At 74.1% G+C, this 19,947-nt stretch carries 16 protein-coding genes; 8 read left to right on the top strand and 8 right to left on the bottom strand.

Going from position 1 to position 19,947, the window contains the following annotated elements; genetic code table 11:
- The first annotated feature begins 75 nt into the window (after positions 1 to 75).
- Positions 76 to 975: an alpha/beta hydrolase gene (locus tag AB0M16_RS24185; RefSeq protein ID WP_365346205.1), complete on the top strand. Its 900-nt coding sequence runs from the start codon at positions 76 to 78 to the stop codon at positions 973 to 975.
- On the opposite strand, the gene AB0M16_RS24190 is transcribed toward AB0M16_RS24185, so the two are convergent.
- From AB0M16_RS24190 to AB0M16_RS24200, 3 genes are all read right to left on the bottom strand, one after another.
- Positions 953 to 2,047, bottom strand: a complete 1,095-nt coding sequence (locus AB0M16_RS24190; protein ID WP_365346207.1) for a magnesium and cobalt transport protein CorA — start codon at positions 2,045 to 2,047, stop codon at positions 953 to 955. The two genes, AB0M16_RS24185 and AB0M16_RS24190, sit on opposite strands and share 23 nt — an antisense overlap.
- Before the next feature lie 257 nt (positions 2,048 to 2,304).
- A complete protein-coding gene (locus tag AB0M16_RS24195) occupies positions 2,305 to 2,991 on the bottom strand; it encodes a sigma-70 family RNA polymerase sigma factor (RefSeq protein WP_365346209.1) in 687 nt (228 codons plus the stop codon).
- A 137-nt stretch (positions 2,992 to 3,128) separates the two neighbouring features.
- Positions 3,129 to 3,815 carry a hypothetical protein gene (locus tag AB0M16_RS24200; protein ID WP_365346211.1) on the bottom strand — a complete coding sequence of 229 codons (687 nt, stop codon included), beginning with the start codon at positions 3,813 to 3,815 and terminating at the stop codon, positions 3,129 to 3,131.
- 360 nt (positions 3,816 to 4,175) lie between these two features.
- On the opposite strand from AB0M16_RS24200, the gene AB0M16_RS24205 reads away from it, so the two are divergent.
- Together AB0M16_RS24205 and AB0M16_RS24210 are read left to right on the top strand one after the other, a co-directional pair.
- A complete protein-coding gene (locus tag AB0M16_RS24205; protein WP_365346213.1) occupies positions 4,176 to 5,417 on the top strand; it encodes an MFS transporter in 1,242 nt (413 codons plus the stop codon).
- A complete protein-coding gene (locus tag AB0M16_RS24210) occupies positions 5,414 to 6,685 on the top strand; it encodes a sugar ABC transporter permease (protein WP_365346215.1) in 1,272 nt (423 codons plus the stop codon). The genes AB0M16_RS24205 and AB0M16_RS24210 overlap by 4 nt, the downstream gene beginning before the upstream one ends.
- On the opposite strand, the gene AB0M16_RS24215 is transcribed toward AB0M16_RS24210, so the two are convergent.
- Entirely contained in the window at positions 6,672 to 7,856 is a 1,185-nt protein-coding gene (locus AB0M16_RS24215; protein ID WP_365346217.1) for an acyl-CoA dehydrogenase family protein, read from the bottom strand. The two genes, AB0M16_RS24210 and AB0M16_RS24215, sit on opposite strands and share 14 nt — an antisense overlap.
- Positions 7,857 to 7,997: 141 nt before the next feature.
- On the opposite strand from AB0M16_RS24215, the gene AB0M16_RS24220 reads away from it, so the two are divergent.
- From AB0M16_RS24220 to AB0M16_RS24230, 3 genes are all read left to right on the top strand, one after another.
- A complete protein-coding gene (locus AB0M16_RS24220) occupies positions 7,998 to 9,899 on the top strand; it encodes a CoA transferase (protein WP_365346219.1) in 1,902 nt (633 codons plus the stop codon).
- Positions 9,896 to 11,737: a class I adenylate-forming enzyme family protein gene (locus AB0M16_RS24225; RefSeq protein WP_365346221.1), complete on the top strand. Its 1,842-nt coding sequence runs from the start codon at positions 9,896 to 9,898 to the stop codon at positions 11,735 to 11,737. The genes AB0M16_RS24220 and AB0M16_RS24225 overlap by 4 nt, the downstream gene beginning before the upstream one ends.
- A gap of 173 nt (positions 11,738 to 11,910) precedes the next feature.
- Positions 11,911 to 13,302, top strand: coding sequence for a signaling protein (locus AB0M16_RS24230; RefSeq protein ID WP_365346223.1), 1,392 nt, complete (start codon positions 11,911 to 11,913; stop codon positions 13,300 to 13,302).
- A 91-nt stretch (positions 13,303 to 13,393) separates the two neighbouring features.
- On the opposite strand, the gene AB0M16_RS24235 is transcribed toward AB0M16_RS24230, so the two are convergent.
- The 3 genes from AB0M16_RS24235 to AB0M16_RS24245 are packed head-to-tail and all read right to left on the bottom strand — an operon-like array spanning position 13,394 to position 15,671.
- The gene (locus AB0M16_RS24235; RefSeq protein ID WP_365346225.1) at positions 13,394 to 14,212 is read right to left on the bottom strand and encodes a zinc ABC transporter substrate-binding protein; all 819 of its coding nucleotides are present in this window, start codon (positions 14,210 to 14,212) and stop codon (positions 13,394 to 13,396) included.
- Positions 14,158 to 15,039 carry a metal ABC transporter permease gene (locus tag AB0M16_RS24240; RefSeq protein ID WP_365346227.1) on the bottom strand — a complete coding sequence of 294 codons (882 nt, stop codon included), beginning with the start codon at positions 15,037 to 15,039 and terminating at the stop codon, positions 14,158 to 14,160. Before AB0M16_RS24240 ends, AB0M16_RS24235 begins: the two co-directional genes overlap by 55 nt.
- Positions 15,036 to 15,671, bottom strand: coding sequence for an ABC transporter ATP-binding protein (locus tag AB0M16_RS24245; protein WP_365346229.1), 636 nt, complete (start codon positions 15,669 to 15,671; stop codon positions 15,036 to 15,038). The genes AB0M16_RS24240 and AB0M16_RS24245 overlap by 4 nt, the downstream gene beginning before the upstream one ends.
- Before the next feature lie 290 nt (positions 15,672 to 15,961).
- Between AB0M16_RS24245 and AB0M16_RS24250 the strand changes: the two genes are divergently transcribed.
- Complete coding sequence (locus AB0M16_RS24250; protein ID WP_365346231.1) at positions 15,962 to 16,873, top strand: FAD-dependent oxidoreductase; 912 nt, start codon at positions 15,962 to 15,964, stop codon at positions 16,871 to 16,873.
- Positions 16,874 to 17,108: 235 nt separating this feature from the next.
- On the top strand, positions 17,109 to 18,833 hold the full coding sequence (metG, locus tag AB0M16_RS24255) for a methionine--tRNA ligase (RefSeq protein WP_365346233.1): 1,725 nt from the start codon (positions 17,109 to 17,111) through the stop codon (positions 18,831 to 18,833).
- Between the two features lie 125 nt (positions 18,834 to 18,958).
- On the opposite strand, the gene meaB is transcribed toward metG, so the two are convergent.
- Positions 18,959 to 19,945, bottom strand: coding sequence for a methylmalonyl Co-A mutase-associated GTPase MeaB (gene meaB, locus AB0M16_RS24260; protein WP_365346235.1), 987 nt, complete (start codon positions 19,943 to 19,945; stop codon positions 18,959 to 18,961).
- Positions 19,946 to 19,947: the final 2 nt, after the last annotated feature.

Raw genomic sequence — 19,947 nt, forward strand, 5'->3', positions numbered from 1 at the left:
ATCGAACTCGATGGGTTATGGTGGATGCAGAAGGAGCGGCGGAGGGTCCGTCGACCTTCGACAAGGGGGAGCACCATGTCCACGGCACCGTCCACCACACCGCCCACCGCAGAGTCCGCGACGCTGAAGGTCCCGGGCGCTGTTCTGCACTACCAGGTCCAGGGAGCCGGCCCGGTCCTGCTCCTCTCGCAGAGCGGTGAAGGTGACGCCGACCGCACCGTCGACCTCGTCCCGCACCTCGCGGACGCCTTCACAGTGGTCACGTACGACCGGCGAGGGCTGTCACGCAGCCGACTCGACGAACCGCAGGGCACGGCCACCTTGGCCGAGCACGCCGACGACGTCCGGCACGTCCTGGCCGCCGTCACGGACGAGCCCGCCCTCATGCTCGGCTGCAGCTTCGGCGCCCTCATCGGCCTCCACGCGGCGCTGCGGCACCCGGGCCTGATCCGCACCCTGATCGCCCACGAGCCCGTCGCGCCCCGACTCCTGCCGGACGTGGACAGGCGCGCCCATGAGCGTGAGCTGGCCGAGATCGTCGAGCTCTATCGCGGGGAGGGGCTGCGGGCCGCGTTCCCGGAGATGGCCCGCGTCGTCGGCATCGACCCGTCGGGGCAGGACGCCGAAACGGGGCTGACGCCCCAGCCGCTCGACGCCGGTCGCGTCGCGAACTTCGATCGCTTCATCCGGCACGACTTCGCCGCCATCATCGACGACACCCTCCGCCCCGAGCGGATCGCGTCACTCGGCCCCGCCGGCACCCATGTCATACCGGCCGCGGGTCTCACGACACCGCGGACCGTCTTCGACTACCGCTGTGCCGAGGCGCTGGCGGAATGGACGGGCAACGCGTGCCAGTTCCTGCCTGGCGGGCACAACGGCAACACCAGCCACCCGCGGGCCTACGCGGCCCGGCTCCGCCAGATACTCGGCGCCGAGGGCGAGGCGGCGGTCACAGCCAGCCGTTGCGCTTGAAACCGCGGTGGATGAAGAAGCAGGCCACCGCGATGACCGAGAGGGCGAAGGGGTAGCCGTAGGTCCAGCGCAGCTCGGGCATGTGCTCGAAGTTCATGCCGTACACGCCGCAGACCATGGTGGGCACAGCGATGATGGCGGCCCACGCCGTGATCTTGCGCATGTCCTCGTTCTGGGCGACGGTCACCTGGGCCAGGTGCGCCTGCAGGATGGAGTCGATGAGGCCGTCGAAGGCGCTGATCTGCTCACCGGCGCGGGCGAGATGGTCGGCGACGTCACGGAAGTACGGCTGTATCGCGGCGTCGACCGAAGGGCACGGCTCGGTGGCGAGCGTCGTGACGGGGCGGGCGAGCGGCACCACGGCCCGCTTCAGTTCGAGGAGTTCGCGCTTGAGCTGGTAGATGCGCCCCGCGTCGGCGGACTCGGCACCGCGCGGCGCGAACACGTCGGTCTCGACCTGCTCGATGTCGGCCTGCACGGCGTCGATGACCGCGAGGCAGTCGTCGACGACCTGGTCGGCGATCGCGTGCAGCACGGCGGAAGGGCCCTTCGCCAGCTGCTCGACGTCGGCCTCCAGAGCCTCCCTCATGGGCCCGAGGGAGCCGTGCCGACCGTGCCGCACCGTGACCACGAAGTCGGGGCCGGTGAAGACCATGAGCTCGCCGGTGTCGACGACCTCGCTGGTGGCCGTGAGCCGCTCGTGCTCGACGTACGTGACCGTCTTGAACACCGTGAACAGGACGTCGTCGTACCTCTCGAGCTTCGGCCGCTGGTGGGCGTGGACGGCGTCCTCCACGGCCAGCGGGTGGAGGCCGAAGAGCTCGGCCACACCCGCGAACTCCTCCTCCGACGGCTCGTGCAGGCCGATCCAGACGAAGCCGTCGCCGTGCTTGCGGATCTGCCGCAGGGACTCCTCCATGCCGTCCGCGGCCCGGAGGCGGCGGCCGTCGCGGTAGGCGACACAGTTGACCACGGTGGTGCCCAGAGGGGAGCGCGCCGGATGACTCAGATCCACCCGGCGCACCCGCCGCGCCAGCCGCGCCATCTTGCGCAGCCCTCCGACCATCGACATGCCGCCGCTCCTTCACCAGGTCCGGGTGCGGGGGAGGAGCTCCCCGCTCCGGGCGCCTTCTGTGCTGCACCGGACCCTACGTGTCCCGGAGCGCAGGGCGAAGAGCCTGCCTGGACGATCCATGCCAAGAGGGATGTTTCTCCTTCGGTCCGCCTGCTGGGCCCGTCTGCTCGGCCCGTCTGCTTGGCCCGCCTCCTCGGCGCGCCCCCTCGGCCCCCGCCCCTCGGCACAGGGGACGGGGGCGGCAGTGGCGCCGGTCAGGCGAGCGCGGGTGCCCGGGTGAACCGGCCCGCTGTCGCCGCCCTGCCCGAGGCCGGCGGAGCGGTGTCCTCCTCGCCCCGCAGGAGGGCGATCAGTGAGGCCCGGGCCCGGGCGACCCGCGAGCGGACCGTGCCGACGGGGCAGCCGATCGTCTCCGCGGCCTCGGCGTAGGGCAGGCCGATCAACTGGGTGAGGACGAAGGCGTCCCTTCGCTCGGCCGGGATCGTGGCCAGGAGTTCGGCGAGAGCGATGCCGTCCTCGAAGCCCGGCAGCCCCCGGGGCTGGGTGTGCTCCGCCTCCGCCTGCCAGTCGTCGCGGTCGGACAGGCGGGGGCGGGCGGCCGCGTGGCGGAGGCTGTCCACCACGGTCCGGCGGGCTATCGAGAGCAGCCAGGTGCGGGCGGAGGAGCGCCCCTGGAAGCGGGGCAGCGCGGCGAGCGCGCGCAGAAAGACCTCCTGGGTCAGGTCGTCGGCCGCCTGGCGGTCGGCGCTGAGGTAGGCCACGTAACGACGGACGTCACGGTGCAGGGCGCGGACGAAGAGGTCGGCCTTCGCCGGATCGCCGTCCCGGGCGGCCAGCGCGAGCAGGGTCGTCGCCGCGTCGGTCTCGGCGTCGGACGCGTACGCGGAGCGGGAGGACGGTCTCGTCGGTCCCTGGTGGAGGGTGTCGTGGGCAGGAGTCATCGCCACAAGTCCTTACGAGGCAAAGGGAGTCCGGCGGCGCGCGAACGGCGGCGCCGATGAGGGGTACGGCACGCCGGAACGGCGCGGCCGATGCCCGGGCGCACGGTTCTGAGCCGTCGCGCCCGAGGAGCCGGCTGTCAGAGGACAGCGAGTGCCTGTGGGGGACCCCGGGAGATGACCGAATGGGCGAGGAGGAGCAGAGGTGGATCGGGCTCGTCAGCGGCTCGCGCGGGACGTATGCGAAGTCGAGTGGGAGGTGTGGTGACGGTGGCGGCGAGCAGCAGGAGGAGCGGCCGGAAGAGGCGAAGCGGTTGGGCGCGCAGCAGGCGGAAGGCGGCCCGTTCGCCGTGGGCCAGCCACAGACCGCTGAGGAGTGCGGCGAGCAGGTGCGCCGACAACATGCCCAAGTTCGAGGACAGGTCTGTCATGTCGTGCGCGGCGGGCGGTGCGAAGTCGATGTGTCCCATCGCCGCGTGCGCCAGGTGCGCGTGGTCCATCGTCAGGTGCGCGCCCGTGTCCTGCATGGCGGGCATGGTCGGTGTCGCGGGAGGCGTGGGGCTCCCGGCCGGGGACGGCTGCGCCCAGGTGAACATCGCGTGCAGCAGGCTCTGGACGGCGACGGTGGCCGTCGTGACGGCGAGCAGGCCGCGTTCGCGGTCCGCGAGGAGCCAGGCGACGCCGCCGGTGCCGGCCGACGCGAGGGCCAGGGTCCAGCTCGGCACGGCCTGACCCGACATCAGTATGTGGCCGGTGGCCGCGAGCAGCACGCAGACGGCCGCGAACAACGCGGCCCGCCCCCCTCGCGAACATCGGCCTGGTGTCATGGCGTGCCCATCCTTGCACCCCTCTCCGGAGGCACGGGGGCGGGCAGGGCTGTCCGCGGCCGCCCCCTCGACCTGTCGGGTCATGACTACGCGACGGAGGCGCGTCCCACAAGAGCGCCTCGGGCACCCTCGGCTCCTCCGTGGCCGGTCCGCCCTCCTGCGTTCGCGTATCCCGCCCTTGTGCGTCTGCCGTCTTCCGTTGTGAGTCCCGGGCTGTTCCTTCGGGTTCCGTCGGAGTGCCTTGGCGCTCGCGATTCCTGGCGGAACGTGGGGAACTTCGGGAACTTTCGGCACCTGCGGCACGACTTCTCCCGCGCGCCGCCGGACGGCCCGGGCGGCGTGAGGGAGAGGGGACACCAGGTGAGGACCGCCAGCGGGACGACGCCCACGTCGCCGATCGAGCTCGACCGGGGCGTGCCGCGTGGACTGACCGCGCTGCTGACGACCGCCATGGCCTTCTCGATGATGCAGCTCTTCCTCATCGGGGCGCTCGGTCCGCGGTTCGTCGACGGGCTCGGCGTCTCGGAGGCGGTGCTCGGCCTGACCACCACGGTGGGGTTCGGGACGGCCGCCGTCCTCTCGCCCGTCGGCGGCCGGATCGTGGACCGCGTGGGACCGCGTCGGGCACTCGTCGGGCTGCTCGCGCTCGCCGCGGCGGCGCTCGGCCTGATCGGCGCGGCTCCGGGCCCCGCCCTGTTGCTCGCGGCCGTCGCGCTCGGCGGCCTGCCGCAGGCCCTCGCCAACCCGGCGACGAACAAGGCGATCCTGGCGGCGGTTCCGGCGCCGAAGCGGGGCGTGGTGGCCGGCGCCAAGCAGTCCGGGGTCCAACTGGGAGCCTTCGCGGCCGGGTTGCCGCTCGCGACAGCGGCAGGGCTCTTCGGCTGGCGGGGCGCCGTGTGGGTGGCGGCCGGGGCGGCGTTGCTCGCGTCCCTGTGGGCCTGGCGGGCATTGCCGGCCGACCCGCCGCCGAAGGCGGGCGCGCCGTCGCCGGGGGGTGGGGCGCCCCGCGCGCCGTCGCCGGGGGGCGGCAGCCTCGTGGCCTGGCTCGCGGCCTTCTCGCTCTTCCTGGGGGCGGGCATCGCCTCGGTCAACACCTACCTCGCCCTGTTCGGCGTCCTACGTCTCGGGATGGGGCCGGCGGTGGCAGGCACGCTCGTCGCCGTTCTCGGCATCGCCGGGATCGGCGGTCGCGTCGGCTGGTCCCGGGCCGCCACGCCCGGCCGGGCTCCGTGGTTCCCCGGGCTGCTGGCGGGCGGCGCCGTTGCCGCGGCCCTGCTCCTGGCGCTCGCCGTCCGCGTCGAGCCGCTGGTGTGGGTGGCGGCCGTGGCGGTGGGGGTGTTCGCGGTGTCCGGCAACGCCGTCTCGATGGTGCTCGTGCTCCAGCGCTCCGCGCCCGGCCGCGCCGGTCAGGACTCCGCGCTGGTCGCCGCGGGGTTCTTCGCCGGATTCGCCGTGGGACCGCCGCTGTTCGGGCTGCTCGCCGAGCGCGGCCGTTACGGCCAGGGCTGGCTCCTGGTCGCGGCGGAGTTCGCCGTCGCGGGGGCGGTGGCCTGTGCCTGGGCGCTGCGGGACCGGCGGACGGGTGGGAGCACCGGGGCATGACGGGGGACGACGCCTGGGCCGAGGACGCGATCGATCTGCTGATGCGGCGCGTCGGGCAGACCGCCGCGGAGGTCGGCGCCCGCTTCCCGCTCTACGCGGATCCGGCCGACGGCCGGTGGACGACCACCGGCCGCGGCGCGTGGGCCGGCGGCTTCTGGGCCGGGCTGCTGTGGCTGCGGGCCCGGCACACCGGTCGTGCCGACGCCCGTGCGTCGGCTGCCGCCGCCACCGCCGGGCTCGCCCCCTGGGCCGAGGCCGACACCGCGACGCGCGGCCTCATCCTCTGGTACGGCACGGTGCTGGCCGCGGGGGACCCGACGGCCGACGAGCTGCGGATGCGCGCGGCGAAGGCGGTACTCGCGGACTGGGACCCGGTGCTCGGTGTGGTCCCGTGGGGCGCGGCGTTCGGCGGCGCACGGCTCCGGGCACGCGCGGACGCCGTTCCCGGCCTCGTACCGCTGCTGGCGTGTGCCGGGCCGGAGGGTGAGGCGGCGGCCGCCGCGCATCTTCGGCGCCATCTCGACCTGTGCGTGCCCCGGTCGGGGGACCGGCGCCCCCACCCGGCGTGGCACTGGGACGCGGCCGGTGGCTGGGTGAACGATGCCGAGCCGGCGCCGGGTTGGAGCCGCGGTGAGGCCTGGCTCCTCCTGGCCGTCGCCGACGCCCTCATGCGCGCGACGTCCCGGTCCGGGCCTTCGGACGGCCCGGCGGGCGCGGACCTGCTCGCCCCGGCGCACGAGGTCGGGGGAGGGGGAGAGGGAGAGGGCGGAGGCGCGGCCGAGGTCGCCCAAGGGGCCCAAGGGGCCCAAGGGGCCCAAGGGGCCCAAGCGGCCAAAGCGGCCAAAGCGGCCCAAGGGGCCAAAGCGGCTGAACGGGCCGAATGGGTCGCAGTGGCCGAACTGCTTCTTGAGCGCTGCGCGTTCCTCACCGGGCCGCTCGTTCCGCATGCCGACGTGCACCGGCCCGACGGTCCCCTGGACACTTCCGCCGCCGCCGTCACGGCCGTCGCGCTCCTCAAGCTCTCCCGCGTCGTCGAGCCCTCCCTCGGGTCCGCCTGCGCGGCACGTGGCGAGGCGGTCCTGAGGAGACTCGCCTCTCCCGTCCACCTCACCCGGCCCGGCGGTCCTCGACCGGCCGGCATGCTGCTGGACGGCTGCTACGACGCCGCCGCAGGCACGGCCGTCCGGCACGAACTCGTCTGGGGCGACTTCTTCCTCGCCCTCGGCCTGTCCGCGCTCCTCGGCCGGGTCGACCTCACCCGGGTGTGACCGGCGACCGGCTCTGCGGGCTCCGCAGCACCCGCCGGGCGACGGAAGAGACGTGCTGTTCGTCGGGTCCGTCGAGGATCCGGGCCGTCCGCCCCGTGCGGAACAGCGCGGGCAGCGGGGTGTCCGGACCGAGACCGGCGGCGCCGAAGACCTGCACGGCCCGGTCGGCGACGTCCTGGAGCGTGCGCGCGGCCGCCGTCTTCGCCAGACCCACCTCCACATGGGCGTCGCGGCCCTCCGCGACCAGGGACATCGCCTCGTGCACGAGCGGACGCGTGGTGCGTAGCGCCAGCAGCCCTTCGAAGACGTGCTGTTGCACGAGCTGCCGGTCGGCGAGGGGCCCCCGGGCGCCCTGTCGGGCGGTGGCGCGAGCACACATCAGGTCGAAGGCCCGCTGGGCCTGGCCGAGCCAGCGCAACGCCCGCAGGGTGCGTCCCAGTTGGAGGCGCTCGCCCGCGATCGCCAGCGCGCGGCCGGTCTCGCCGACGAGATGGTTCGCGGCGACGTCGACGTCGTCGAACGCGATCTCGTACTGCCCGGTGGCGCCCAGGACGGGCAGCTCGCGCACGACGCGGAAGCCGGGGGAGTCGGTCGGGACGAGGAGGAGGGACAGGCCGTCGCGGTCCCCGGCCGCTCCGCCGGTGCGGGCGAGCACGGTCACGAGATCCGCGTCCGCCGCGTTCGACACGAACCACTTGCGCCCGGTGACGCGCCACCCGCCGCCCGGCCGCCGCTGCGCACGGGTGGCCGTGAGCCAGGGCTCGGTGCCGGGCGTGTCCGGCTCCGTCATCGCGTAACAGGTGCGGAGGTCGCCGCTCACCAGGCGACGGAGGTAGGTGGAGCGGATCGCCTCGGTCCCGTGCCGGGACAGCATGGTGACGTCGAGCAGGGGCGCCGAGCCGAGGGCCGCCGGGCCGTGATCGCTGGCGCCCTCGGCCTCCGCGAGCGACGCGTAGGCCTTCAACGGGATTCCTCCGCCGCCGAGTTCGTCCGGCAGCGGTAGCGCCCACAGGCCTGCCCCGCGGGCTTCGGCGCGCAGTCCCTCGCGTAGTTCCCGGGCCGTCGCGCCTCCCGCGTCGAGCCGGGACTCGCACGGGAAGACCCGGTCGCGTACGAACGCCGAGACCCGTTTCCGCAGCAGATCCACATCCGTTACGTCAGGATCCGTCACTGTTTTTCCTCCGTCTCGGGAACTCGGCAGAACACGCGTCCGACTGCCTGCCCGAGGAAGTGGTCGGGCGCACCCGCCCGTCGGTTCCCGCCACCCTGACAACCCGTGCGCCGGCCAACGCCGCGCCAGGAAAGGAGAGCCATGGCGTCACCAGCGACCAGGCACAGCACGCGCCCCACCGGCGGCTCCCGAGGCGTGGACGGCGCACCCGCCGAGGTCCGGGGTCCGCTCGACGGACTGAGCTACGACCTCGCCGGCCCTCCGGCCCTGATCCGGGTGGCCGCCGACCACCTGCGCCGCCTCGGGGCCTTGCCCCGCCACGGCGACGCGCGCACAGGCGCGGGCGCAGACGGGCCCACGGGCGCGGGCACAGGTCGGGGTGCCGGTGAGGACGCCGGTACGGAGGCGGGGGAGATCGCGCTCGACGGCGCCGGGCCCGGACGCGTCACCACCAGGACCGTGTGGGGCGCGGTCGGCTCCGGCATCGAGGACGAGGCCACCGCGCAGGCCGCCACCGGCGTGATGGGCGTCCACGGGCGCCGCCACGGCGCCCCGCGCGGGCTCGGCGTCGACTACCTGGCCACCGCCACCGGCGTGCTCACCGTCCAGGGCCTGCTCGCCGCCCTCGTCGGCCGGGCGCGCGGCGGCGGGGCCCACCACGTGGCCACGGCGGTGGACCGGGCGGGCCTGCTCACGGTCTCGCAGTACCTGGCCGCCGCGGGTGCCGACGAGCCCGAGGCCGTCGAACTCGCCCCCGGCGGGCCGCCCTTCCGCTCGGCCGACGGTGTCGTCTTCGAGCTGGAGACGCTCGATCCCGGAGCGTGGGCCGCCTTCTGGCGCGCCCTCGACGCGCCGGCCGAGGCGATACGGGCCGGCTGGCGCCCCTTCCAGTTCCGGTACGCGACCGCCTGCGCCCCGCTCCCGCCGGCACTGCACGAGGCGACCCTGACGCACACCATGCGGCGGATCGCGCAGGCGGCAGCTGTCGCCGACGCCGAGGTGTGCCCGTTGCGCACGCTCGTGGAGCGTGCCCAGGAGGACGAGGGCGGCGGCCCGGACCCGTGGTCCCTGCGCCCGCTGCGCGGGGGCGGGGCCCCGTCCCTCTCCCTGCGGACGGCCCCCGGCCTGCCGCTGGACGGCCTCACCGTCCTGGAGGCCGGCCGCCGCATCCAGGCACCCCTCGCCGCCCACCTGCTCGGCCTGCTCGGGGCCCGGGTGATCCGGGTCGAGCCGCCGGGCGGCGACCCGCTGCGCGGCATGCCGCCCGCCTGCTCCGGCGTCTCCGCGCGCTGGCTCGCCCTCAACCGGGGCAAGGAGGCGGTCGAGATCGACATCAAGGCGCCCGCCGACCGGCGCCGGCTGCGCGAACTCGCCGCCGACGCCGACGTGTTCCTGCACAACTGGGCCCCGGGAAAGGCGGCCGAGCTGGAGCTCGACGCCGAGCACCTGGCCGCCGCCAACCCCTCCCTCGTCTACGCCTACACCGGGGGCTGGGCCGACCGGATCGATGACGCCCCCATGGGCACGGACTTCATGGTGCAGGCCCGCACCGGCGTGGGCGAGGCCGTCCACCCCGCGGGCGAGCCGCCCGTCCCCTCCCTCATGACCCTGCTCGACGTACTGGGCGGCCTGCACGGCACCGAGGCCGTGCTCGCCGGACTGCTCCTGCGCGAACGGTCCGGAGGCCGCGGCGTCCGGGTCGACTCCTCGCTGCTCGGCGCCGCCGACACCCTCCTCGCCCCCGCCCTGCGCCGGGCCCGCCAGGGGCTCGACCCCCGCCCGCCCGCCGGCTTCCGGCACCCGCTGCGGACGGCCGACGGCTGGATCGCCCCGAGTGACGCCTCCGCGGCGGCCGCCGCCACCCACGACCTGCGCGGCCTGTGCACCGAGGAGGCCCTGCACCGGCTGCGCTCCCACGGCCTGACGGCGACCACCGTCACCACCGACCTGCCCGCCCTCCGCCACGACCCGCGCCTGTCCGGCCCGATCGGCCGGGACGCGCACGGCGCCCTCGCCGTTCCCGACCCCTGGAGCTTCGCGTGACCGTGACCCTGACCGACCTCCTGCCCGCACGCCTCCGCCGCGAGTGGGCCGTGGACGGGACCTGCCCCGACCTCGACCTCTACAGCCTCTTCCGGGCCCGGCAGATCGCCGACCCGCACCGGACCGCCGTCCTCGACGCCAAGGGAAAGCTCTGTTACACGGCGCTCGACCGCCGGGTGCGACGCCTCGCCGAGGGCCTGCGCGGGCTCGGTATCGGCGCGGGGGACGTCGTCGCCGTCCAGTTGCCCAACGACCGGGACGCCGTCACCGCGGACCTGGCGCTCGCGGCGCTGGGCGCGGTGGCGCTGCCGTTCCCGGTCGGGCGCGGCGTGCTGGAGGCCGAGTGCCTGCTGCGCCGGGCGGAGGCCGTCGCCGTCATCGCCGTCACGGAGCACCGGGGCCGGGCGCACGCGGCGGACCTCGCCGCGCTCGCACCCGCCCTGCCGACCTTGCGGCACGTGATCGCGGCGGGCCCCGGGACCCCGCCCGAAGGAACGATTCCGCTGAAGGCGCTGCTGCGCGCCGACCCCCTCGCCTTCACCCCTGCCCGCCCCGACCCCGACAGTGCCGCGCGCATCCTCGTCTCCTCCGGATCGGAGGCGGAGCCGAAGATGGTGGCGTACTCGCACAACGCCCTGGCCGGCGGACGCGGGAACTTCCTCGCCTCCCTCATTCCCGACGCGACCCCGCCCCGCTGCCTCTTCCTCGTCCCGCTCGGCTCGGCCTTCGGCTCGAACGGAACGCCGGTGACCCTGGCCCGGCACGGCGGCACGCTCGTGCTGATCGACCACTTCACGCCCGAGGCCGCGCTCGCCGCCGTACGGGAGCACCAGCCGACGCACGTCCTCGGCGTGCCCACCATGATCCGCATGATGCTGGAGTCCTTGGAGTCCTTGGAGTTCTTGGAGTCCTCGGAGGCCAGGGAGTCCTCGGAGGCCAGGGAGGCCAGGGAGGCGACGGAGGCGACGGAGGCGACGGAGGCCAGGCGGGTGGCGGCGGCGGCACGAGAGGCGTCACCGGCCCCCGGGGCCGCTCAGGTGCCTCAGGCGCCCGCGACCTCCAAGGCCCCCCATGCGTCGGCCGGTCCGCTGCCGGCACCGACCGCCCTGGTCCTGGGCGGAGCCCCTCTCGACGAGGCGACCGCGAAGGCGGCGGCCGAGGCCTTCGGCTGCCCGGTCGTCAACCTCTACGGCTCGGCCGACGGCGTCAACTGCCACACCGGCCTGCGGCACACGGTGCCGCCCACCGACCGCACCGGAGTCGTCGTGGGCCGCCCCGATCCCCGCGTCGCCGAGATCCGTATCGCCGATCCCGAGACGCACGAGCCGCTGCCCGACGGGCGGATCGGCGAGATCGTGTCGCGCGGACCGATGACCCCGCTCCGTTACGTGGCCTCCCCGGACCTCGACGCCCGGTACCGGACGCCCGAGGGCTGGGTGCGGACCGGCGACCTCGGCTTCCTCGACGACGAGGGGGTCCTGCACGTCGTCGGCCGCCTCAAGGACATCGTGATCCGCGGCGGCGCCAACATCAGCCCCGCCGAGGTCGAGCGCGAACTCGTCTCCCACCCGCGGGTGCGTGACGCCGTCTGCGTCGGTGTGCCGGACCCGCTGATGGGCGAGCGGCTCGCCGCCTGCCTGGTGCCCAAGGGCGACGGGGCCCCGGACCTCGCCGACCTCGGCGACCACCTCTCCGCGCGCGGCCTCGCCCGGCACAAGCACCCCGAACACCTGCTGGTGCTCGCCGAGTTGCCCCTCACGGCCGCGGGCAAGCCCGACCGCGCCACCCTGCGCCGCATCGTCATGGAGGCCCGCACCACCGCCCTCGCGCAGACCTGACCCGTCCGGTCTGGTGTGCGAGGATTGCGGCACCATAGTGATGATCTTGAAAGGGGGGCTTGCACGCTCATGAAGGGTTGTTCCGACCGCAGACCGTGCCGCAGCTCGTCGAAGGCCACGGTGACCGCCGACACCCGGACCGCCGTCCTCAACTCCGTGGAACGGGACGCCTCATGCCGCTGACTCGTCGCACGGTCCTGACCGCCATGGTCGCGGCTCCGGTCCTCGCCCCCGCCGGAACCGCGGTGGCGGCCGGCCACCAGGCTCCCCACGCGGCCGCCCTCGTCGCCGAGGGCGGGGCGGGTGCCCTCCTGAACGCGCAGAACAGATTCGACCTGCGCGCCCAGCCCGTCGACCTGTTCGGCAGGGAGATCCCGCTCAAGCAGGGCAGGGTGCACCAGCAGGTCTCCTTCGATCCGGTGACCGGCCTGGCCTACGTGACGCAGCTGATCAGCGACGGGCGCCGGCTCGCCGACGAGACCGCGGTCCTGCCCGACGGCGAGCGCGGTCGCCGGGGCGACCTGTGCGTCAACGAGGTCGCTCCCGACGGCACCGTCCGCGCCGTCATGTACCTGCGGGGCGTCGGCCACGGCGGCGGACTCGGCGTCGAGCACGTCGACGGCCGCCCCTGGCTCTGGCTGGAGACCGACGCGACCCCCGTGTCCGACGGCTTCGCCTACGGCAAGCGCATCGGCCGCGTCGCGTTCACTCCCGACGCGATCGTCGATGCGGGGAGCTCGCTGATCGAGGTGTACGACCCCGTCCCGGGGTCCGCCGGCGTCACTCCGTCCCTGGACGTCGCCCACGGCCGGATCGGTGTACGTCACGGGGCTCCCGGCACCGAGGAGTACCGCGTCTACGACCTCGCCGCGTTCAAGGCCCGTACCTTCACCGCGCTGTACAGCTTCCCGGCCCGGTACCGCACCCAGGCCTGGTGCCTCTACGGGGACCTCGTCTACCAGAACGAGGGCGGCGCCTACAGCGCCACCAACCCCCGTCCCGGCAATTCCTGGTGGAACGTCTACGACATCACCACGGGCCAGATCATCGAGCGGAGCTTCAACACCACCGCTCTCGACCTGTCCCACCGCGAGACCGAAGCCATCACCGTCCGTCAGACGCCGAACGGGCCGCAGCTCGTCTTCGGCTTCGCCACCCAGGAGACAGGACCGCGCCAGATGGCTCTCTACGGCATCACCAGCACCACCGACGGCACCGGCGACCACGTCCCGTGGACGCCACTGGACTACGACGTCGCCACCTACAAGCCCAACTCCGACAACTACGTACCCCAGTACCGCCAGCTCGGGAACCGCATCGACCTCCACCTGCGCGTGTCCCGGGTCAACGGCGCCGCGTGGACCAACGGCGAGACGATCCTCACCCTCCCGCCGCACATCCGTCCCAACCGGACCCAGGGCATGGTCGGTCAGATCACCGGCTCCGGGGTCACGGATTCCCTGACCGTCCGGTGGGAGGTCCTCACCGACGGCTCGCTGCGCATCTTCGACCAGCGCGGGTTCACCGGCTGGATCGGGCTCGACGCCGGCTACTTCACCAGCTGAACCGGACCCCGCTCCGGCACGGTGACCACGGGGGAGGGCGGACCGCTTCCGCGGCCCTCCCTCCCCCTCCGCGCACCGCTGCGCGGGGCGGTCAGGCTCCGCTCATGGCCTTCTTCAGCTGGGTCGCCGCTCCGCGGTACACGGCCAGCAGGTCCAGGTCCTCGCCGGGGTAGTTCGCGATCTCGATCTGGCGCGCGCCCGAGTCGGGCAGCACCGTCCCCGTCGACATGTGCGCGTTGTCGAGGACGTACGCGGGCTCCTTCGCCGACAGCGAGGCGAGCTGGGACGGGGTGACCGGCTCAGGACCGTACGTGCCCACCTGCGTGGCGCCCGCGAGGTTCGCCGCCCAGGCGGTGAACACCTGGCTCACCACCACCGGGCTCCGGCCGCCGGGCCAGGCGGACTTCAGCTCTCCGTTCAGCTTCGTGACCTCGCCGTCGAGCCGGGTCCTCCAGCGGGCGGCGACGTCCTCGGTGCCGAACAGTCCGCCGAGCCGGGCGACTTCGGCACCGGCCCTGGCCGGGTCGTTGTCGAGGTTCACCTCGACCAGCTTCGCCTTCGACCCCGCCGCCTCCTTGATCTTCGCCGCGTACGGCTCGAACGGCGCGTACAGCACGAAGTCGGCCTTCGCGACGGCGGCGAGGTCCGAGGGCTTGGGGTCGTAGTCGGGGGCGTGGTGGACCGACCGCGGCACGATCACCGTGACGTCCTCGGCCCCGGCGGCCCTGGCGAAGGCACCCTCCCACGTGGTGGTCACCACGACCACCGGCTTGCGCCCGGCCGCGCCAGGGGCGGGCGCGCCGCCGGACGCGGCGGTGTCCGTGCCGCACCCGGCGAGGAGCGGGAGCGCCGCGCTCAGTGCGACGAGGGAAGCGATACGGGCGGTGCTGCGGACGCGGATGCGCGCCATGAGGTGGTTCTCCGTTCGGGGACGAGGTGCGCGGCGAGGACGACCGCCCCCGCCGTCAGGACGAGGACCGGGCCGGGCGGCCAGTCCAGCCACAGGGCCAGCAGGAAGCCCGTGAGGTCGACCGCGACGCCGATGCCGACCGCCCACAGGGTGATCGACCGCAGCGAACGGCCCAGGCGCCGCGCGGCGAGCGCGGGCAGCAGGGTGAGGGCGTCGACGAGCAGCGCCCCCGTCAGCTTGATCGCCCCGGCGACCGCGACCGCTACCAGCACGAGGAGTGCCGTGGTCAGCAGCCGGACGGGCACGCCCGAGCACTGGGCGAGCTCCCGGTCGTACAGGAGCAGCGCCACGTCGCGGCGCCGCCACAAGAACAGGGACGGCACGGCCACGGCGAGCACGCCGAGGACCACGAGGTCGGCGGTGCCGACTGAGAGGATCGACCCCCACAGGAGCGCGAACGCCCCCGAGGCGTTGACCCCGGACACGGCCAGGACCAGCAGGGCCGCGGCGATCGCCAGGCTCATCAGCAGGCCCATGGCCCCCGAAAGGCCGTCGGGGGTACGGGCGAGCGGGGCGACCCCGGCCCCGGACAGCGCGCACGCCACCAGCGCGCACAGCATCGGGTCGAGCCCGGTCAAGAGGCCGACCGCGATGCCCAGCAGGGCCACGTGCATCATCGCGAACCGCACCGGCATGATGTCCAGTCCGACGATGACGACGCCGATCACCGGCAGCCCGATCGCCGCCAGCAGCAGGGCGAGCCCCGCCCGCTGTACGGGCACGAGCTGGAGCATCGCGCCGAGGTCGGCGGCCGCGAGCGTGCTCACCGCACCTCCCGCAGCCGGCCCGCCGCCATTTCCAGGACCCGGTCGCAGCGTTCGGCGAGCGCCCGGTCGTGGGTGACGACGACGAGGGTGACCGGCAGCGCGGTCAGCACGTCGGCCGCCTCCGCCTGGCCGTCGAAGTCGAGCGCGGCGGTCGGCTCGTCGGCGAGCAGGACCTGCGCCCCGGCCGCGACGCAGCCGATCGCCCGCGCCAGGTACATCCGCTGCAGCTGCCCACCGGACAGCGAGTGCACGGGGCGTGCGGTCAGCACGCCCACACCGAGCCGATCCGCGGCCTCGGCCGCCTCGGTCGGCGCGCCGCTGCTCGCCAGGAGCTCGTCCCCGCGCAGCGGGAAGCGCCCGGCGGCCGGCTTCTGTGGAATCCACGCGCAGGACCTGCGGCGCCACGCCCACTCGGCGGCCGAGCGGGCGGGCCGCCCGCCGACCTCGACGGCACCGCCGGACGGGCGGTGCAGCCCGAGGACCGCACGGAGCAGCGTGGTCTTCCCGGAGCCGTTCGTCCCGGTCAGGGCGACCCGCTCGCCGGCGGCGACCTCCAGATCGACCCCGGAGACCGCCTCGGTGCGGCCGTGTCGGCAGACGACTCCGCGCATGCGTATGTCCAGTCCGCCCATCGTCCGCCTTTCGCCGCTGCTGCCCGGTACGAAGAGGCAGTCGGACGGGCGGGGCGCCGGGTTCCCGCGGAAGCGGAAAGGAACGATCACCGAAGCTCAGGGCGACGACCACGGGAGACCAAGGGGGCGATCACGGGAAACTCAGGGGACGCCCACGGAAGTGCCGAGGGACGATCACGGAAGCGCTGAGCGGAAGTCCAGGGGCATCGCGCAGGCGCAGGGGGACGATCGCGAAAGCGCGAGCGGACGCGCCCTGCCGTCGTGGGGCGGGTGATGCTGGAATGGTCCGCATGCCAGCCACCTCGTCCCACACCGACCTGCTCGTCATCGGCGGAGGCCCGGCGGGCTGCGCCGCCGCCCGCACGGCCGCGAGCGTCGGGATGCGCTCGGTCCTGGTCGAGCCGGACGCCCTGTGCCGCAACCTCTACCGCGTCACCGCCCTGAACAACGTCCTCGGCGGCCACCCGGGCGGCCCCTCACTCGCCGACGCCGTCACCACGGAGCTCAAGAACACCGACCTGTGCCGGCTCGAAATCGGCCGCCGCGTCACCGATCTGCGCGCCGCTGCCACCCACGTCACCGTCACCCTGGACGACGGCACCCGCCTCACCGCCCCGTACGCCGTCGTCGCCACCGGCGTCGGCCCCCTCCAGCCGGCCGAGGTCCCCTGGATCAGCTCCCCGAGCGGCCTCGCCCTGCCTCCGCTCTGGCAGGCCGACGGGGACGACGCCGCAGGCCGTACCCTCCTCGTCCTCGGCGGCGACCGCCCCATCGGCACGTTCCTGCGCGCCCACCCGACCACGGCCACGCGCCTGCTCGTCGCGCACACGGCGGCCGACGCGTACAAGACGGAGGAGATCCGCGACGACCCCCGCGTCACGCTCCTGCCCGTCGAGCACCTGACGCTCAGGTCCTCCGGAGGGCCGACCGCCGTGACCGCGGAAGCGGTGGACCCGCGCGGCGCACGCCGTACCGTCACGGCGGACGCCGCCTACCTCAGCATCGGGAACGCCCCCACGGCCCCGCCCGGAGACCTGGTCCGAGGCCCGGACGGCTACTGCCCACCCGGCGACCAGCACCCACGCGTCCTCGTGGCCGGCGACCTGCGCTCCGCCCGCTTCCAACGGATCATGACCGCACTGGGCTCCGGCGCCGAGGCCGCGCTGCAGGCCTACTACGCGGCACGGCTGCCCGCCGTCTGACGAACGCCCGTCCGGCCCGCCCGAGAGGGCCCGCCGGGCGGCCCGCCGCGTCGCCACCAGCGGAAATCCCGGCGAAACACACAGCCCGCCTTCGATACGATGCCGAAGGCCCGCAGCACCCCCGGTCACCCGCCGTGACGCCGCCGCGACCCGGAGGTCGCGGTTCGCGGCCCCCGACCCGGGCCCGCCGGAGCAGTCGCACCGGCGCCGTACGTACGAAATGGAGCATCCGAGGATGGCTCGACACCTGGTAACCAGCGCGCTTCCCTACATCAACGGGATCAAGCACCTGGGCAACATGGTGGGGTCGATGCTCCCGGCGGACGTGTACTCCCGGTACCTCCGCCAGCGTGGTCACGACGTGCTCTACATCTGCGCCACCGACGAGCACGGCACCCCGGCCGAGCTGGCCGCCAAGGAGGCCGGGCTCTCCGTCGCCGAGTTCTGCGCGCGAGCGCACGACGCGCAGAAGGCCGTGTACGACGGCTTCGAGCTCGCCTTCGACCACTTCGGGCGCAGCTCCTCGCCGCAGAACGTCGAGATCACCCAGCACTTCGCCCGGAAGCTGAACGAGAACGGCTTCATCGAGGAGCGGGCGATCCGGCAGGTGTACTCGCCGGTCGACGGGCGCTTCCTGCCGGACCGGTACGTCGAGGGAACCTGTCCGCACTGCGGCTACGACAAGGCCCGCGGCGACCAGTGCGAGAACTGCACCCGCGTCCTCGACCCGACCGACCTGATCGACCCGCGCTCGGCGATCAGCGGCTCCACGGACCTGGAGGTCCGCGAGACCAAGCACCTCTTCCTCCTGCAGTCCAAGCTCCAGCACGAGGTCGAGGAGTGGATCGCCGCCGTCGGCGCCGAGTGGCCGCACCTGTCCACCTCCATCGCGCGCAAGTGGCTCACCGAGGGCCTGAACGACCGCTCCATCACCCGCGACCTGGACTGGGGCGTGCCCGTCCCGGCCGACACCTGGCCGGAGCTCGCCGCCGAGGGCAAGGTCTTCTACGTCTGGTTCGACGCCCCGATCGAGTACATCGCCGCCACGAAGGAGTGGGCGGACGCCGCCTCCGACGGCGAGACCCGCGACTGGAGGTCGTGGTGGTACGAGGCCGACGACTCCGTGCGGTACACGCAGTTCATGGCGAAGGACAACGTCCCCTTCCACACCGTGATGTTCCCCGCCACCGAGCTCGGCGTACGCGAGCCGTGGAAGAAGGTCGACCTGGTCAAGGGTTTCAACTGGCTCACGTACTACGGCGGCAAGTTCTCCACCTCCCAGAAGCGCGGCGTCTTCACCGACGCGGCCCTGGAGATCCTCCCCGGCGACTACTGGCGCTACTTCCTCGTCGCCAACGCCCCCGAGTCCGACGACTCCTCCTTCACCTGGGAGCACTTCACCGCCACCGTCAACAAGGACCTCGCCGACACCCTCGGCAACTTCGTCAACCGCGTGCTGTCCTTCTCCCGCAAGCGGTTCGGGGACGAGGTCCCGGCCGGCCGCGCGGCCGGCGAGGCCGAGACGAGGCTCGGCGAGGAGATCGCGCGGCTGCTCGGCGAGTACGAGGAGCAGATGGAGGGCCTGCAGTTCCGCAAGGCCGCCGCCGCCCTGCGCGCGCTGTGGTCCGCGGGCAACTCCTACCTGGAGGAGAAGGCCCCCTGGCTGGAGATCAAGACCGATGCCGAGGGCGCCGCGCTGACGCTGCGCACCGCGATGAACCTCATCCACCTGTACGCCGTCGTGTCCGAGCCCTTCATCCCGTCCACGGCCGCCGCCATGCGCGGTGCCTTCGCTCTGGCGAACGACACCGCGACCTGGGTGACCGCCGATGAGGCCGCTGCCCTGGACGCCGTCCCGGCCGGCACCGCTTTCACGGTGCCGCCCGTGCTCTTCGCGAAGATCACGGAGGAGGACCTGGAGTCCTTCCGCACCCGCTTCGGCGGCGGCACGGACGCCTGACGGCCCGACCGGGCACCCCGTGTGATCGGCGCGGTCGGGCGCGGCGACGTCGTCCGGTCCCACGGGGCGGCACCGGGTCCGGGGGAGCGTCGCGGGTCCCCGTGCCGTACGGGGACCCGCGTGCCTCAGTCCTGCCGGCTCTCGAACGCCGCCAGGATGCGCTCCGCGGCCAGCGTCGCCGTCAGCTCCCCGTCCCTGACCTGACGCTCGACCTCCGGGGTGAGCGCCCGGACGGCCGGGTCGGAGTGGAGACGGCCGAGGAGCTCGTCGCGCACCATCGTCCAGGCCCAGTCGACCTGCTGGTCCCGGCGCCGGGCGTCGAGGCGGCCCGTGGCGTCGAGCAACGAGCGGTGCTGCTCCAGGCGTTCCCACACCTCGTCGAGCCCGGTCGACTCGCGGGCGCTGCAGCTGAGGACCGGCGGGGTCCACACCGCTTCGCGGCCGTGCATCAGGCGCAGCGCGCCCGCGAGTTCACGCGCGGCGGCCCGCGCGTCGGTGGCGTGCGGGCCGTCCGCCTTGTTGATCGCCACGACGTCCGCGAGCTCCAGGACGCCCTTCTTGATGCCCTGGAGCTGGTCGCCGGTGCGCGCGAGGCTGAGCAGCAGGAAGGTGTCGACCATGTTGGCGACGGCCGTCTCCGACTGGCCGACGCCGACCGTCTCCACCAGGACCACGTCGTAGCCCGCGGCCTCCATCACCACCATCGATTCGCGGGTGGCCTTGGCGACGCCGCCGAGCGTGCCCGCGCTGGGGGAGGGGCGGACGAACGCCGCCGGGTCCACCGCGAGCCGCTCCATCCGCGTCTTGTCGCCCAGGATCGACCCGCCCGTGCGCGTCGAGGAGGGGTCGACGGCGAGCACCGCCACCCGGAACCCGAGGCCGGTGAGCATCGTGCCGAAGGCGTCGATGAAGGTGGACTTGCCCACGCCGGGCACTCCGCTGATCCCGATCCGCCGGGCCCGGCCGCTGTGGGGCAGCAGCCGGGTCAGCAGTTCCTGGGCCAGTGCCCGGTGGGCGGGCCGGGTGGACTCGACGAGCGTGATGGCGCGCGCCACGAGCGCGCGCTTCCCGTCCCGTACACCCTTCTCGTACGTGTCGATGTCGATCGCCATGG

The organism is Streptomyces sp. NPDC051921, assembly GCF_040680975.1.
Classification (GTDB): Bacteria; Actinomycetota; Actinomycetes; order Streptomycetales; family Streptomycetaceae; genus Streptomyces.

Excerpts from the sequence above, each read along its gene's own strand:
- AB0M16_RS24245 (WP_365346229.1), bottom strand. The coding sequence starts at position 15,671 with ATGGGCGGACTGGACATACGCATGCGCGGAGTCGTCTGCCGACACGGC.
- AB0M16_RS24250 (WP_365346231.1), top strand. The coding sequence starts at position 15,962 with ATGCCAGCCACCTCGTCCCACACCGACCTGCTCGTCATCGGCGGAGGC.
- AB0M16_RS24230 (WP_365346223.1), top strand. The coding sequence starts at position 11,911 with ATGCCGCTGACTCGTCGCACGGTCCTGACCGCCATGGTCGCGGCTCCG.
- AB0M16_RS24190 (WP_365346207.1), bottom strand. The coding sequence starts at position 2,047 with ATGTCGATGGTCGGAGGGCTGCGCAAGATGGCGCGGCTGGCGCGGCGG.
- metG (WP_365346233.1), top strand. The coding sequence starts at position 17,109 with ATGGCTCGACACCTGGTAACCAGCGCGCTTCCCTACATCAACGGGATC.
- AB0M16_RS24195 (WP_365346209.1), bottom strand. The coding sequence starts at position 2,991 with ATGACTCCTGCCCACGACACCCTCCACCAGGGACCGACGAGACCGTCC.
- AB0M16_RS24220 (WP_365346219.1), top strand. The coding sequence starts at position 7,998 with ATGGCGTCACCAGCGACCAGGCACAGCACGCGCCCCACCGGCGGCTCC.
- AB0M16_RS24200 (WP_365346211.1), bottom strand. The coding sequence starts at position 3,815 with ATGACACCAGGCCGATGTTCGCGAGGGGGGCGGGCCGCGTTGTTCGCG.
- AB0M16_RS24235 (WP_365346225.1), bottom strand. The coding sequence starts at position 14,212 with ATGGCGCGCATCCGCGTCCGCAGCACCGCCCGTATCGCTTCCCTCGTC.
- AB0M16_RS24185 (WP_365346205.1), top strand. The coding sequence starts at position 76 with ATGTCCACGGCACCGTCCACCACACCGCCCACCGCAGAGTCCGCGACG.
- AB0M16_RS24210 (WP_365346215.1), top strand. The coding sequence starts at position 5,414 with ATGACGGGGGACGACGCCTGGGCCGAGGACGCGATCGATCTGCTGATG.
- meaB (WP_365346235.1), bottom strand. The coding sequence starts at position 19,945 with ATGGCGATCGACATCGACACGTACGAGAAGGGTGTACGGGACGGGAAG.